The following is a 14,701-nucleotide window of genomic DNA, read 5'->3' on the forward strand; positions in this document are numbered from 1 at the left end:
CCGGTGTTAAAAATTAACATCGGGATTTTATCTATATATATGATGGAGAATTAATGACGGTATTCACTAAAGACATCCTTCTCGCGCCAGAAAATGAAATTGTCTGCTATTGCTCAAACATTACAAAAGGCCAGATTAACGAAGCTATTTCGAACGGAGCTACTTCTTTGGCTGCAATAAAAGAAGTAACCGGAGCGTGTATCGCCGCACGTTGCAAAGAAATGAACCCTCGCGGAAGGTGATGTTCGGTAGAAATCAATGCTCTCCTTGGTAAGGAGACATCAAACTTGAATCTAAAAACACTCTGAATTTTCATTATCATCGATAGTTTTCACTCTTAATTTTACCTTTAATTCAATTTAAAACTCACTTTTTTCACAAAAAAAAGGCGCAATCTTCACGATTGCGCCTAAATAAAATCTATTTTTTCTGAAATTATTTTCCGTTTTTCCAATTTTCCCATTCTGTTTTGCTGAGTTTTCCGTCTTTATTAACATCAGCTTCGCGCATAATACGTTCAGCATTAAGAGGATAAACATTCACAATTTCGGAACGGATTATAGTTTTATTCCCATCTTTATCGATCTCAATAAACCCTCTGGTAAAACGAACTCTCTCAAGATTATACTTGATAGCTTTAGCTTTTCTACCGCTTTCAAGATAGTACAACGACATCGTCTGTTTTCCAGTTATTTCACCCTGAAGATATCCGTCTTCACCTTCTGCAAGATACAGACGGGTTCCATCTGCATCAATAATACCACAGAATGGTTCTGTCTCCGCATTATCATTTTTATCGGCAAACCAGATTTTATAACCGGAAAACATAGTTCCATCTTGTTTATTGATAACAAAAACAGCCTTATTCTCTCTAATATCGCCGTCCTTGGTGATCAGCTTAACCGCACCACCCCATGTACCGCGCAATTCAGGTGCACCAGCCGCAAATGCCATTGCACTAAACATCATGAAAACCAGAGCTACGAGGCTGCAACATAAAAATTTCTTCATAAAAATTACTCCACAATTTTAAAGTTCAGGATTACTTTAATCTTATTGAGCATATACAAGACTCAGTCAAGCTTTTATCAGGTTGGACAAAAAAAAAGACGGCCACCGTAAGGTAAGCCGCCTTAAGCAAAAATAAAGATAAAAAACTAAAGATGGGAAACAACTTTTCCTAAAAAATCCTTCAATCTTGGATTCTTAGGGTTACTGAAAAATTCTTGAGGAGAACCCTCTTCTTGAATAACTCCCTCATCAATAAAGATAACTCTGTCGGCAACTTCTTTAGCAAAACCCATTTCGTGAGTAACCACGATCATAGTCATGCCCTCTTTGGCCAACTTCTGCATTACGTCCAGAACTTCACCAACAAGCTCAGGGTCTAAAGCAGATGTCGGTTCGTCAAAAAGAATAACCTTGGGCTGCAATGCAAGCGATCTGGCAATGGCAACACGCTGTTTCTGTCCGCCGGAAAGCTGATCTGGGAAATTAATAGCTTTTTCTTTCAAACCGACTTTATCAAGAAGCTTTAAGCCTAATGCGTTAGCATCACCTTTGCTCATATTGCGGACTTTAAGAGGCCCCAAAGTAACATTTTCCAAAATAGTCATATGAGGAAAAAGATTAAACTGCTGAAAAACCATACCAGCTTCAGTACGAACTTTATTAATGTTCGTCTGCTTGTCCATGATATCATAACCGTCTACTTCAATAGTACCGGAACTGGGAACCTCAAGCTTATTGATACACCTTAAAACGGTGGATTTACCTGATCCCGAAGGACCGATTATGCAAACGACTTCGCCGGATTTAACGTGTAAGTTAATCCCTTTAATAACTTGCAGCATCCCGAAATTTTTATGTAAATTTTTAATTTTAATCACAATATTATCTCCGGGTGGTGTTAAGCTTTTTTTCCAACATTTTCATACCCTGTGCAATTGAAAGAGTCATGACAAGGTACACACATGCAACAGCCAGATAAACTTCAAACGCCCTGAAATTGACGGAAGTAATCTCCTGCCCTGTTCTCATAAGCTCACCGACACCGATAACCATCAATAAAGAAGTATCTTTCAGACTGATGATAAACTGATTACCCAAAGGAGGAATCATACGCTTCAACGCCTGAGGCCAAACAACATAAAGCATTGTCTGGGAACGGGTGAGACCTATAGAACGTCCGGCCTCAACCTGTCCGGGATTAATGGACTGCACAGCACCGCGCACAATTTCAGCTATATACGCACCGGAATTAATGGCAATAATGATAATACCGGCAGTAATCGGTGCTATTCTTATGCCTACAGCCATTGGAATCCCGTAATAAAGAAACATTGCTTGAACCAGCATCGGAGTTCCGCGAATCGCTTCAACATAAATTCCGGCAAGTTTTCTTACAAAAAGGGACCGTGCCAGTTTCATTAAACCTGCAAGACTTCCGAGTATAAACCCGAAAAATAATCCCCCAACAGCGATCTCAACAGTAAGTTTAAGACCACGCATGAGCATGGGAAAAGTATCCCAGAACACTGAAGTTTCAAATACAAACGCCATACTGCCTCTATCTTTTAAAAGAATGAGGGCGACCTATGAAGTCGCCCTATAATTAACAAAAAAACTAATATTATTTAGGCTCGGATCCAAACCATTTAATATAAAGTGTGCGGTATTCACCACTGTCGCGAAGATCTTTCAGAGCAGTATTAACCTTTGTTACAAGCTTGCTGCCTTTAGGGAAAGCGATTCCGTAAGACTGCCCCTGATATAAAGGACCAACAACTTTGACCTGACCTTTGGAAGCCTTACGTGCGTAATCTCCGATAACAGGAGAATCGAACATTACTGCGTCAGCACCGCCAGCCATAAGCTCCATGAACATTGCGTCACTGTTGGGGAAAAGTTTAACTTCTTTAGCGCCGCTGTTAGCTTTAACGAAATCAGCGGAAGTAGTTCCGAGTTTAGTTGCTACAATTTTTCCTTTCAGATCTTTAATGTCTTTAATGGAATTTTCGCCATCTTTAACGAGAATCAAAAGACCTGCATTGTAATAAGGATCTGAAAAGTCGACAACTTTGGAACGAGCAGGTTTAATGGTCATTCCGGCAATACCTACATCAACCTGATTGGACTGGAGTCCGGGAATAATTCCATTAAAATCCATAGGCTGTAATGTATAATCAGCTCCGATTTTTTTTGCAATTGCGTCCCAAAGCTCAACATCAAACCCTGTATGCTTTCCAGTTTCAGGATCTTTAAATTCAAAAGGAGGAAAACTGGTATCACAGGCAACAGTTATTTTATCAGCAAAAGCTGATCCGACCATCAATACTGTTAACAGCGCAGCAACAATAAGTGACAACAAATTTTTCATAAAACCTCCAAAACTGGCATTGTTTTTTTAAGAATCTTCATATTTTACCAATGAAGATTGATCCGCATGCCTCAATTATTTGAGGCAAATTACACGTAATTTTTAAATATTAGCACTATTATTTCAAAATTTCAAGATTTCAAGAACAACTGAATAAAAAATGAATCCACTAAAAGAATAAAAAACGAATCAAATTTAATATTTTATAAACATTCCAATTTATAAAAAACTATCATAACATACAAAATTAAATTGCAGACAAATTATAGCTTAAAACACCACTCCGCCAGCCTGACAAAATTGTAATATTGATACCATGCAATTTTAAGTAGATTTTAAAAAAATAACATTAATGTATATTTAAACAGCTAAACCACTTCTGTTTTATACATTTTTGTAAAAAAAAGACTAAGACAAAACTCCCCATATTAAAGTAAGTATCTGTTTTTAAACAAAATAAACATTTAGGCACACTCTATGCTTTAATTAAACTAAATTTTTGCAAATAAGTATCAAAACTCCGTACAATCGGAGATCAATTTTAAATAATATCAAGGAGCTTTTTCAAATGAGTTCGAACAAGTCTCGTCAGAACGCAATCACAGCGGTAACTAACTATACCCCTCCTTCAACTACGCTAAACTTCGCGGATATTAAACCGACAGATCTTTTCGGCTGCAATGTTTTCAACGATAAAGTAATGAAAGAGAGACTTCCTAAAGGAATATACAAATCTCTCAAGAAAACTATCGAGCATGGGGAAGCAATTGATCCTTCGATAGCCGACACTGTTGCCTACGCAATGAAAGAATGGGCTATGTCGAAAGGCGCAACTCATTATACTCATGTATTCTACCCTCTCACAGGGTCGACTGCAGAAAAACATGATGGATTCCTCAGCCCTGACGGAAAAGGAAGCGCTATCGCTGAATTTGAAGGAAAACTACTCATTCAGGGTGAACCGGACGCATCCAGCTTCCCTAACGGTGGACTGCGCACCACATTTGAAGCTCGCGGTTACACAGCTTGGGATGTGACAAGCCCCGCATACATTCTGGAAAACCCAAACGGAACTTTCCTTTGCATTCCGACTGCGTTTGTATCTTGGAAAGGAGAAGCTCTTGATAAAAAGACTCCTCTGCTCAGAGCAAATCAGGTTATAAATACTCAGGCACAGCGCATTTTAAAAATTTTCGGAGACAAATCCGGAAACCGTGTTACCTCCAACGCCGGTGCAGAGCAGGAATACTTCCTTATAGATAGAAACTTTTACTTTGCCCGCCCCGACCTCCAGCTTGCCGGACGGACACTTTTCGGAGCCAAACCTGCTAAAGGTCAGGAACTGGACGATCATTATTTTGGAGCAATTCCCCGCCGCGTCCTTTCTTTTATGATGGATGCTGAGCACGAACTGTACAAACTGGGTGTACCTGTTAAAACTCGTCATAACGAAGTTGCTCCCGGACAGTTTGAAATTGCACCGGTCTACGAACATGCCAACCTTGCAACCGATCACAACCAGATGCTTATGACTATCCTCAAAAGCATCGCTAAAAAACATGGTATGGTTTGTCTGCTGCATGAAAAACCTTTTGCAGGAATTAACGGTTCCGGCAAACACCTTAACTACTCCCTAAGCTGTGAAGGACACGGCAGCCTTTTTGATCCAGGTGAAAATCCACATAAAAATGCTCAGTTCCTGATATTCTGTGCTGCGGCAATTCGCGCTGTACATCGTCACAGCAAACTTCTTCGCGCGGTAGTAGCCTCTGCAAGCAACGACCATCGTCTTGGTGCTAACGAAGCTCCACCTGCAATCATGTCAATATTCCTTGGAAAACACCTCACCGAGATTTTCCAGAAAATTCAGGAAGGCAACTCCCCTACTCCTACAAGCTCCGGTTTCCTGAAAGTCGGTGTTGATACACTGCCTACGCTTCCTAGAGATGCTGGTGACCGTAACCGCACAAGCCCGTTTGCTTTCACCGGAAACCGCTTTGAATTCAGAGCTGTCGGTTCCAACGCATCCATTGCAGGTCCACAGGTTGCACTGAACTCAATGTTCGCTGAATCCTTAGACTTTATCGCAACTGAGCTTGAAAATGCGACGAAAGGTGACCAATCTAAACTTAATGCAGCTGTACAGAAAGTAATCAAAGACATTATGGACAATCACAGTTCCATCATCTTTGACGGCGACGGCTACTCAGCAGAATGGCACAAAGAAGCAACAGAAGTACGCGGACTACCTAACCTGCCCACATCCGCAGAAGCAATTCCAGCTATTACTGCTCCTGAAGTTATTGAAATGTTCACTAAGTACAATGTCTTCACAAAAGAAGAACTTGAAAGCCGTGAAGAAATATACCTTGACCAGTACAATCAGGCTATTATGACTGAAGCCGCTCTTGTTGTTAAAATTGCAAAAACTCAGATATTCCCGGGTGCTGTCCGCTACCAGAACGAGTTGGCTTCAACATGTGCCAACATGAAAACAATCGGTGTACCTTTTACTACCGACGTTCTTGAAGATGTAACTGAAAACCTGAGAAAAATGCAGGCCGCAGTTGTTAATCTTCAGAAGATCATGGAAAACAACACTGAATCCGAAGTTGGAAAACAGGCTCATTACCTCTGCTACAAAGCATTGCCCGCAATGCTGGAAGTCCGCCAATATGCCGACTACCTCGAAGATGTTGTAGCAGATGACCTCTGGTCTCTCCCAAGCTACTCAGAAATGCTCTTCATCAAATAAATAAGCCCCTTACCGGCCTCCATAAAAATGAAGCCCTGCTTGAAAAAGCAGGGCTTCATGCGTTTTATACCTACGGAAAGAGTTGTTCATGAAAAACAACTCTTTTTTCTTGGAGTAATGTAAAAAAATATATATGTATGATTTATATCTTTATCCCAAATATAATTTAATCGGAGGATCATATGCTAAAAAAAACAATACTGACTTTTACTCTTATCCTTGCATTCGCTTCAATGGTAAGTGCAACCGCCCCCTTAACTTCAAATGAAATTGAGAGAGTCATAGCCACAATGGAAAAACTGGAACCTTATATGGATCAGATGGAAACAGAAATGGAGGAAGCTGGAAGTCACAATACAGACGTATTTGACCCGGACATGATGAAAAAAGAATGCGCGCTTATATATGAGTATAGTGCACAGGCTAAAAAAATCATTAAGGACAACGGCTTTTCCGCTCAAACATGGCCGGAAACATCAGGTAGAGTATTAAAAGCTTTTGTCTCAATCGCCATGGAACAGGAACAATCAGCCGGAATGGTAGAAATGCAGGCAGCAATGGCCCAAATGGATGCTGACCCAAACATGCCTCCTGAACAGAAAAAAATGATGAAAGAACAAATGAACTCAATGATGCAAACAGCTAAAGCGATGATGCAGGCTCCAAAAGCAGATATTGATGCAGTTAGACCATACTTTGAAAAACTTACCGTAGCAGTTGATTAATTTTTCAAATAAAAAAAGAGGAAGTTGCAGTGTAACTTCCTCTTTTTTATTCTCACATATAAATCAGATATTAATCTTTATTTTCTTTAATTTCCTTAACATCTTCGCGTTTTAAAATCACTTTATCCCCGTCTAAATCTTTTAACTCATAACTTTTAGACTTATCAGAATAGCTTGGTTCACCAACGGATACAATTGTAGAACCGTCAGTTTTTGTAACAGTGTAATGGGTCGAGCCACATCCTGAAAAAGCAAATAAAGCTATACAAACAAGAAGAACTCCAAGAATTTTTTTCATAATTAAACTCCTAATAATAATTTTCAAAATTTGTATAAAAGAACTGTACTGATATATTTATGCCATACTTTGCAACACAGATGCAATCTTTAATGATTTTTCTGTAAAGTCTCTTTCCAGTCTCTTAATGTCATGCTTTATAATTTTTAAAGCGTCCGCAGTTGAATACTTTGATTCAAGCTTAAGCATATTACCTGCTCCGCTACCTTTTGCCGCGGAACTTAAAGCAATAGCTGAGCCGGATTTGCGCTTATGCAAAACCTTCAAACTTCCTTGATAAACCGCAGACTTACCTGAAACAGCCAGCATTAAATCATGATCAACATCATCATACTGAGTCGGTGAATATCTAAGATCAAAATCACCGATTTCATCTAGAACAGACTGTCTGAACAAATGAAAACATCCAGTCACCGACACGCACGGCCTACAAAAATCAAACTGACCGTAATCCAGATCCTGATTGTGCGGGTCCAGATAAGAAAATTCAAATCCGCGCATACTGTCTTTAAAGTCGCGGGGAGTTTCTCTTAAATGTAAATCAGCGTGCTGAATAACTTCTTCCTGTCCGTCATTTACAACCTTGCATCCCCATACTCCAGCATCAGGATATGAGGCTACCGCCCTGCTGAAATGAGCCTGCCAATCTTCCGGAATAAGTGCGTCATCATCAAGGTAGGCGACATAATCAAACCCTTTAATCTCATCCAAATTCTTAAGCCAGTTCCGTGCAGCGGGAGCGCCTATATTCACAGGCAGATTGATAACAGTTAAACTCTCTCCGAGCTTTTCTTTCCAATGCTCTAGAACTTGTTTTGTATCATCCTTACTACCATTATTAAGAGCAAAAACATGTACGTTTTCAAGAAGTGAATTCGCTAAACTCTCCATCGTTGCATTAAAGTCCTTTGCCTTCTCATAAGTGTAGAGGCAGACCGCGACTTTACCATCGAGAAACTTCTTTCCGGTACTTTCAAAAATTTTATCATAAACCTTGAACCATGTATTTACCTGCCACGGGCGAGCTGTCATCCGGTCCCGCCACAATATCATAGCTTCTTCTCTGCGGCCCATGCGATCAAGTACTTCTGCCAGCCGTAAAAGGCTTTCACCGAAAATAAGAGTATCTTCAGAGACATCGGCATAAATGTTTTCGGCAAGTTCATAGTCGCCCGAACAGAAAGCGACATCACCTGAATACTTATTTTGAATGATTTTCATTGCTGAAGGCCAGCCCCGGGAAACAGCATCTTGCGCCAAGTCATAACGGCCCATAAAAAAAGATAGATCAAGAAAATGAGATAACCAAAAGATATTCTCAGGTTCACGAACAGTCTGACTTCCTAGATATTCAAGAAGCTTTTCTTTGTCGTCTTTAGCAATAAGACGCTGCAAAAAACTTATATTTTCTGGCACACTATTATTTGATGAAACAAAAGAAAGCGTTTCAACAAGCTGAACAGGTAAAAAATTAAGCTGCTGATTAATTGCAAGAAGATTAGTTGCAAGTTGCCCGTCAAGCGGACTGGATTCCCACGCTGTTAAAAGTAGATCCACGCCGAGATCTATTAAGGACGCGTTCTCTTTACCGTTTTCAGCGGAATTTAAAATTCTGCTGGCGGTATCCATCAAATGTGGTTTTCCATGTCCGGAAACCAAAAGCCTATACCGAGATTCTGTGTCTAAAAAATCCCAAAAAGATCCTGTCATAAATATCCTTACCCGAAGGTTTTCCTCATTTTATCCAAAAGACTTAACAGCCTGTGCTCATAAGTATGTTCGGATAATATCCTTTTTCGAGCGGCAGCACTAACTTTCTCTCTCATTTTTTTATCACCGAGACATCTTTCCATTATCTGAGGTATTTCTTTAACATTACTATAGGAAATAATCTCGCTATCAGGTTCAAAAAGATTCTCCATTTGCTCGCGATAATCAGTCAAAATAAACCCGCCACACGCAGGAACATCAAAAATACGCTGATTCACCGCACCTTTCATCTGCCTGCTGGTGCAGTTAAAACTGACATCGGACATAGGATAAAAAGCTGGAAGATCAGCATAATAGTCCAAAGAAGGAAGATAACGCCAACCATTTTTATCAAGTAAGACATGCCACCCCGAATCCCCGACAATCAGTGGATTAAAATCAAGAATAGCTTCAATGCAGGAAAGACGATATTGACGGGTCGCCTCCCATGTTATCAAAGCTTCAAACGAAAGTTTTTGTTCATCGGCCGGAAATTCTTCGACAATTTCTAACAATTCAGGATATCTTTTTTTTAAGTACTTTTCAACGGAGAGATCGTCAGCATTGCCGAATTCAGCCGCTAACTGTGGATATCTATCTCTAAGATTCGTAGGCAGATTTGCATCTGCAAGCGAACTTGAAACCGCATCAATCATGGAATTACCCACAAATGAAACTTTCGAACGCCAAAGGTCTTTACCGGCTTTTCCTGCTTTAAATCTGCAAGGATCTGTCGCAAGCGGTAAATAGAAAACATTATCAAAACCCTTGTCCCGCATTACCGACAAGTTACCCGCATCATAAGTAAATATCGAAGTAAGCTCAGATGAAACATTTTCGTAGCGATAAAGCACTAAATGAGGATTATCCACAAACCATGAAGCTAAGGGCAGTTTCAACTTTAAAAGCAGGTCAGTCAGCTTCCCTTCTCTGTCCACCCCGAAATGATTAACGGTGAGTGCAAAATCAGGCTTAAACTCAACAACCGCCTTTAACAAATCCTCAACAAAACCATCGCGAACAGTATCTCCCATGCCAATGTCAACACTGCGATAAGAAATGCCTAAACGATCCAAAGCAGAAATAATTTCACCAGTTAAAAAATACGGCCTATTAAAAAAAAGAACTTTGGGTTTCACATTTTGAAATTTAGGATATTTTACTTCCTGCCAGAAATCAGGAGTAGCATCAGCCTTTTCCGCAGCCTCAAGAGTATTAGCAATCGGTACATACCAATCTGGATCAAGACGCAAATATAATGGCATTTTAATAAGGTCAAACGAGCCTTCACCATTATCTTTCTGCCATTTACCAAGTTTGCCTAAAACTTCCGCAGGCTCTCCATCAAGCCATAAAACCTGTGGATGATCTCGAAAACAGTCAGCACCTGTCAGCGCCGCAATTTGAGGATCGCTATCAACGACAGCCACGGGACCGCGCTCAAGTAGTTTCTCAATACAAACACCTAATCCTGCCCCGAAAACAACAGGAAGTTTACCGCGGACTCCGTCAGATGCAGACGCAAGAGCTTCTTCGCGCTCAGCACCCTTACGCCCCCAAAGATGCCATACCTTGCCATCGATCAGAATTCGTACATCCACGAATTGACCGGAATCCTCAACAGGCGCGACAGTATATGCTCGTTTTGTCATATGTTTTCTTTAAATCATTTCAGCTAAGTGTGACAATGGTTGAATCACCATTTTTTGAATAACAACAAACATTCATAAATACCCAAAACAAGACTTGCCAATATTAAGGATATCATTATCCTATTTTTTCGGATTAATTATAAAAAAATTAACAGGATTAGTAATGACCAATACAACTGAATCAGCCCTCATAACAGACAGCATCATGCATAATTTGGATATGGATAATTGGGAAAGAAGCGAGCATTTTACTTTTTTCCAGTCCATGAAATCATGTCAGTACGGCTTTACCATACAACAGGACATCACAGAAGTTTGCGAGTTAAGAAAAAGAATCAAGTCATCCGCAAAATCAATCAGATTTTCAGATGCTCTTTATTTTTTCGCGACAAAAGCAGCCAACACCGTACCGGAACTGAGAACTAGAATTGTAGACGGAAAGCCTGTCATTTTTGATAAGATTCATCCAGCTTTCACATATATTCCAAAGGGACGTTCACTGCATGCAAACTGTTTGGCACAATACGCTGATAATTATGCAAAACTTACAGAAAACATAGAATTCTCACGTCAAAATGCGGATAAGAATCCAAGCCTGACACCTAAAGGCGGAGATAAACAAAATCTTTTATATTTCAGCATTAACAATGGAGTAGCTTTCACTTCTGCCACAAACCCTTGGGGTGACTGCAACGAAGACTCCGTTCCGAGAATACTATTCGGACAGGTTACAAAAAATGCAGAAGACAAAAAAATTCTGCCTGTCTCCATAGAACTGCTTCACAGTCTGGCCGATGGCAGACATATTGCCGAATTTTTTAAATTATTCGGAGAAATGTGCTCTAATCCAGAAAAATATATAAATGTTTAAAAAAACAGGTGGAAACTTTCTTATGAGAGTTTCCACCTGTAATGATTTTAATAAATTAAAAACTAATCGCTTAGTACTTCTTCAAAACAGTTCCATTTTCTTCTATATCTTTAGCGAGTAATTCCCGCATACGTCTGCACACAGGACCGGGTCTAACATCGTGAATCGGTTTTTTATTAAATCTGACTACCCCGACTGCATCATTTGACGTTCCGCAAACAATGACCTCTTTTGCGAGAAGTATGTCTTCCTCGGAAATGGCGCAATAATCAACAGGAACTTCATCAGCTATCAACTGAATAGCCCTAAGAATAGTTGTACCCGCAAGAGCATTCGTGAACTCTGGAACTTTAATCGTCCCGCCTGCATCAACAATACAGACATTCTCCGTTGCGCCCTCTGCTAAAAATCCAAGACGATCGAAACAGAAAGACATATCAAATCCTTCTTTCATTGCATCAAACTTCATTAAAACATTCGGTAGATAATCAATTGATTTGATTGTCGCCAAATAAGGCTGCTTTGCAGGGATCGAAGATTTAAAAGCAGTAAGCCCCTTTTCATACCATTCTTCAGACTTAGGTTCATATTTATAAACAACGACATATAATGAAGGAACCGGACACTCAAAAGGACTGATACCGAATCCCCCCCCTCCTCTGCCTAACATAACGCGTACAAGACCGGACTCACAACCGGATGCACCGCACACATCCAAAATAATATCTGAAAGTTCCTCCCATGAACAAGGAGGCTGAAGGTGTATCGTAGAAGCGGATCTTTTCATTCTGCGCACATGAGGATCAAGCTGATACAGTTTGCCATTTACAAACTTCATGGTTTCAAAAACACCATCCCCGCGATGAACCAGATGATCATCCCACGGCATAAGCATTAACTTAGGATCAGTGCAAACAAGCCCGATTCTATGCTCATAAAAAGCACAAACTTTATCAGTTCCTGCACGCATGGAGGCAAGCATAGCATCGATATATTCTTCGCTACCTACTTTTTTTATCAATTTGAACTCCGTAAATTTTATTCATATCCCCGAGAAGACAGATTTCGCCACTTACCCTCGAAATAAGATTATCTCGAAAGTCTCTTTCTAACTTACAGAACAAAAGCAATACTCGGCAAGGGATTAACCCTAATTATTTCATTAAATCATATTAGTAAAATTAGCATTCTGAAATTAACAAAAAAACAAAAAAGGCCGATCTTCGAAATATCGAAGATCGGCCTGAATGACTAACTTAAATAAGCCAATTAAACTACACGGACAAGACCGCGCTCAATGAGAGTTTCGGCAATTTGTATAGTATTAAGAGCCGCGCCTTTGCGGATGTTATCAGCAACAACCCACATATTAAGGCCGTTATCAATAGTGTCATCTTCACGAATTCTACCGACAAAAACATCATCTTCACCGGCGCAATCAATTGCCATCGGATAATGCCCCTTTTCGGGGTAATCGATGATAGTAATTCCGGGGAAATTAGCGAGAAGATTTCTGCAATCAATCGCGCTCAATTTTTCAGTTGTTTCAACATTTACGGACTCAGAATGACCATAGAAAACAGGCACGCGTACTGTTGTGGCAGTAAGTTTAATGGAGTCGTCGCCCATGATCTTTTTAGTTTCATTAACCATTTTCATTTCTTCCTTGGTGTAATCATTTTCAAGGAAGACATCAATCTGAGGCAAGCAGTTGAACGCAATCTGATGAGGATAAACATCTGAAACAACTTCTTTGCCATTGAAAAGTCTGCTAACCTGAGTTTCAAGCTCATTAATAGCTTTCTGACCGGAACCTGAAACAGCCTGATAAGTAGAAACTACGACACGTTTAATTTTGGCTTTGTCATGAATAGGCTTAAGAGCAACAACTAGCTGAATTGTAGAACAATTCGGGTTGGCGATTATGCCGGGATGCCAGTCAAGATCTTCGGGATTAACTTCGGGCACAACAAGAGGAATCTTAGGGTCCATTCTCCATGCGTTAGAATTATCGATAACAACGCAACCAGCTTTAACCGCCAGAGGAGCAAATTTCTCGGAAGTATCACCGCCAGCTGAAAAAAGAGCTATGTCAAATCCTTCAAAGGAATCTTCTTTAAGCTCAATAACGGTCAATTCATTATCCATATAAGGAACTTTTGTTCCTGCGGAACGAGCAGAAGAAAAAGGAACAACTTCAGATGCGGGAAAATTTCTCTGCTCAAGAACTTTGAGCATTTCGCGACCGACCGCACCTGTAGCACCGACAACAGCAACTCTGGGATTCTTAGTACTCATGGCTTTGCCTCCGTATTTTTAATCTGAAACTTAAAAAAGTGATCAGGTTTAATTTTTATTGATGATGATCAAAACTTGACCGCAACAACTGACCAATTAAAACTTCAAAGCCTGTCCGATTTCAAGACATGCCTTTGCTCTGTTCAAAGTATATAAATGAACTCCGGGAGCCCCGCCGTCGAGAAGTCCCTGAGCCTGCTTTGTGGCGTAATCTATTCCAAGACGATAAACAGCTTCGTCTCCCCCATCTGCATGTGCTTTTTCAAGCGCGCTAAGATATTTACCGGGAATAGTAGCTCCGCACAGTGAAAGAATAAATTTGGCAGACTTAAGGCTCATAATAGGCAGCACGCCCGGAATAACCGGAACATTAATTCCCATTTCGGAAAGCCTTTCACAGAAATCAAAATAAACTCTATTATCAAAAAAGAGCTGAGTAAGAATGAATTGCCCGCCCTCATCAACTTTATATTTCATCCACTTAAAATCTTCTTTAATTGAAGGAGATTCAAGATGAGCTTCAGGATATCCGGCAACGCCTATTCCCATGCCGGGATGTTGATCATTTACATAGGTAACAAGATCTGACCCCTGTTTGAAAACCTGCGTGTTGAAATCAAAATCTTCAACATCTTTGGGGGCATCCCCGCGAAGTGCAAGAATATTTTCTACCCCTGCTTCACGAAGTGAATTAATGAAATAACTTATATTTTCAGGAGTTGCCCCAACGCATGTTAAATGAGCAAGAGGCTCAACGCCCATATCCTGTTTCATCTGCTTAACAATTTCAAGAGAGTTGCTCTGAGTGCCGCCCCCTGCTCCATAGGTAACAGAAGCAAAAAGAGGATTCAGCACCTTTAACTTTTCAACAACCTCAAAAAAAGCAGGCCATGATTCTTTATCCTTAGGAGGAAAAAACTCTAAAGAGATAAACGGCTTATTTTTTTCGATCAAATCAACTATTTTCATGCAAC

At 40.2% G+C, this 14,701-nt stretch carries 14 protein-coding genes; 4 read left to right on the forward strand and 10 right to left on the reverse strand.

The features are described from left to right. The first annotated feature begins 53 nt into the window (after positions 1–53). On the forward strand, positions 54–242 hold the full coding sequence (locus BLT41_RS04910) for a (2Fe-2S)-binding protein (protein WP_092158903.1): 189 nt from the start codon (positions 54–56) through the stop codon (positions 240–242). A 193-nt stretch (positions 243–435) separates the two neighbouring features. On the opposite strand, the gene BLT41_RS04915 is transcribed toward BLT41_RS04910, so the two are convergent. The 4 genes from BLT41_RS04915 to glnH all read right to left on the reverse strand — a co-directional run bounded on the left by BLT41_RS04915 (position 436) and on the right by glnH (position 3,379). After that, complete coding sequence (locus BLT41_RS04915; protein WP_092158905.1) at positions 436–1,011, reverse strand: EF-hand domain-containing protein; 576 nt, start codon at positions 1,009–1,011, stop codon at positions 436–438. A gap of 146 nt (positions 1,012–1,157) precedes the next feature. Next, the gene (locus BLT41_RS04920) at positions 1,158–1,889 is read right to left on the reverse strand and encodes an amino acid ABC transporter ATP-binding protein (RefSeq protein ID WP_092158907.1); all 732 of its coding nucleotides are present in this window, start codon (positions 1,887–1,889) and stop codon (positions 1,158–1,160) included. A gap of 4 nt (positions 1,890–1,893) precedes the next feature. Next, positions 1,894–2,562, reverse strand: coding sequence for an amino acid ABC transporter permease (locus BLT41_RS04925; RefSeq protein WP_092158909.1), 669 nt, complete (start codon positions 2,560–2,562; stop codon positions 1,894–1,896). A gap of 70 nt (positions 2,563–2,632) precedes the next feature. Then, entirely contained in the window at positions 2,633–3,379 is a 747-nt protein-coding gene (gene glnH / locus BLT41_RS04930; RefSeq protein WP_092158911.1) for a glutamine ABC transporter substrate-binding protein GlnH, read from the reverse strand. A 568-nt stretch (positions 3,380–3,947) separates the two neighbouring features. Here glnH and BLT41_RS04935 point away from each other — a divergent pair. After that, positions 3,948–6,134, forward strand: coding sequence for a glutamine synthetase III family protein (locus BLT41_RS04935; protein ID WP_092158913.1), 2,187 nt, complete (start codon positions 3,948–3,950; stop codon positions 6,132–6,134). Positions 6,135–6,316: 182 nt separating this feature from the next. Then, on the forward strand, positions 6,317–6,859 hold the full coding sequence (locus BLT41_RS04940; protein ID WP_092158915.1) for a hypothetical protein: 543 nt from the start codon (positions 6,317–6,319) through the stop codon (positions 6,857–6,859). A gap of 70 nt (positions 6,860–6,929) precedes the next feature. On the opposite strand, the gene BLT41_RS04945 is transcribed toward BLT41_RS04940, so the two are convergent. The 3 genes from BLT41_RS04945 to BLT41_RS04955 are packed head-to-tail and all read right to left on the reverse strand — an operon-like array spanning position 6,930 to position 10,558. Beyond that, positions 6,930–7,157: a YgdI/YgdR family lipoprotein gene (locus tag BLT41_RS04945; protein ID WP_092158917.1), complete on the reverse strand. Its 228-nt coding sequence runs from the start codon at positions 7,155–7,157 to the stop codon at positions 6,930–6,932. A gap of 57 nt (positions 7,158–7,214) precedes the next feature. Next, positions 7,215–8,867, reverse strand: coding sequence for a glycosyltransferase (locus BLT41_RS04950; protein ID WP_092158919.1), 1,653 nt, complete (start codon positions 8,865–8,867; stop codon positions 7,215–7,217). An 8-nt stretch (positions 8,868–8,875) separates the two neighbouring features. Continuing rightward, positions 8,876–10,558: a glycosyltransferase gene (locus tag BLT41_RS04955; RefSeq protein WP_092158921.1), complete on the reverse strand. Its 1,683-nt coding sequence runs from the start codon at positions 10,556–10,558 to the stop codon at positions 8,876–8,878. A gap of 163 nt (positions 10,559–10,721) precedes the next feature. On the opposite strand from BLT41_RS04955, the gene BLT41_RS04960 reads away from it, so the two are divergent. Further along, positions 10,722–11,429, forward strand: a complete 708-nt coding sequence (locus BLT41_RS04960) for a CatA-like O-acetyltransferase (protein WP_092158923.1) — start codon at positions 10,722–10,724, stop codon at positions 11,427–11,429. Positions 11,430–11,499: 70 nt separating this feature from the next. Here BLT41_RS04960 and BLT41_RS04965 read toward each other — a convergent pair whose 3' ends face one another. The 3 genes from BLT41_RS04965 to BLT41_RS04975 all read right to left on the reverse strand — a co-directional run bounded on the left by BLT41_RS04965 (position 11,500) and on the right by BLT41_RS04975 (position 14,696). Beyond that, positions 11,500–12,450: an aminotransferase class IV gene (locus BLT41_RS04965; RefSeq protein WP_092158925.1), complete on the reverse strand. Its 951-nt coding sequence runs from the start codon at positions 12,448–12,450 to the stop codon at positions 11,500–11,502. A gap of 248 nt (positions 12,451–12,698) precedes the next feature. Beyond that, positions 12,699–13,727, reverse strand: a complete 1,029-nt coding sequence (locus BLT41_RS04970; RefSeq protein ID WP_092158927.1) for an aspartate-semialdehyde dehydrogenase — start codon at positions 13,725–13,727, stop codon at positions 12,699–12,701. A gap of 96 nt (positions 13,728–13,823) precedes the next feature. Continuing rightward, on the reverse strand, positions 13,824–14,696 hold the full coding sequence (locus BLT41_RS04975) for a methylenetetrahydrofolate reductase (protein ID WP_092158929.1): 873 nt from the start codon (positions 14,694–14,696) through the stop codon (positions 13,824–13,826). Positions 14,697–14,701 lie beyond the last annotated feature (5 nt).

The sequence above is a fragment of the Maridesulfovibrio ferrireducens genome (genome assembly GCF_900101105.1).
Taxonomy (GTDB): Bacteria; Desulfobacterota; Desulfovibrionia; order Desulfovibrionales; family Desulfovibrionaceae; genus Maridesulfovibrio; species Maridesulfovibrio ferrireducens.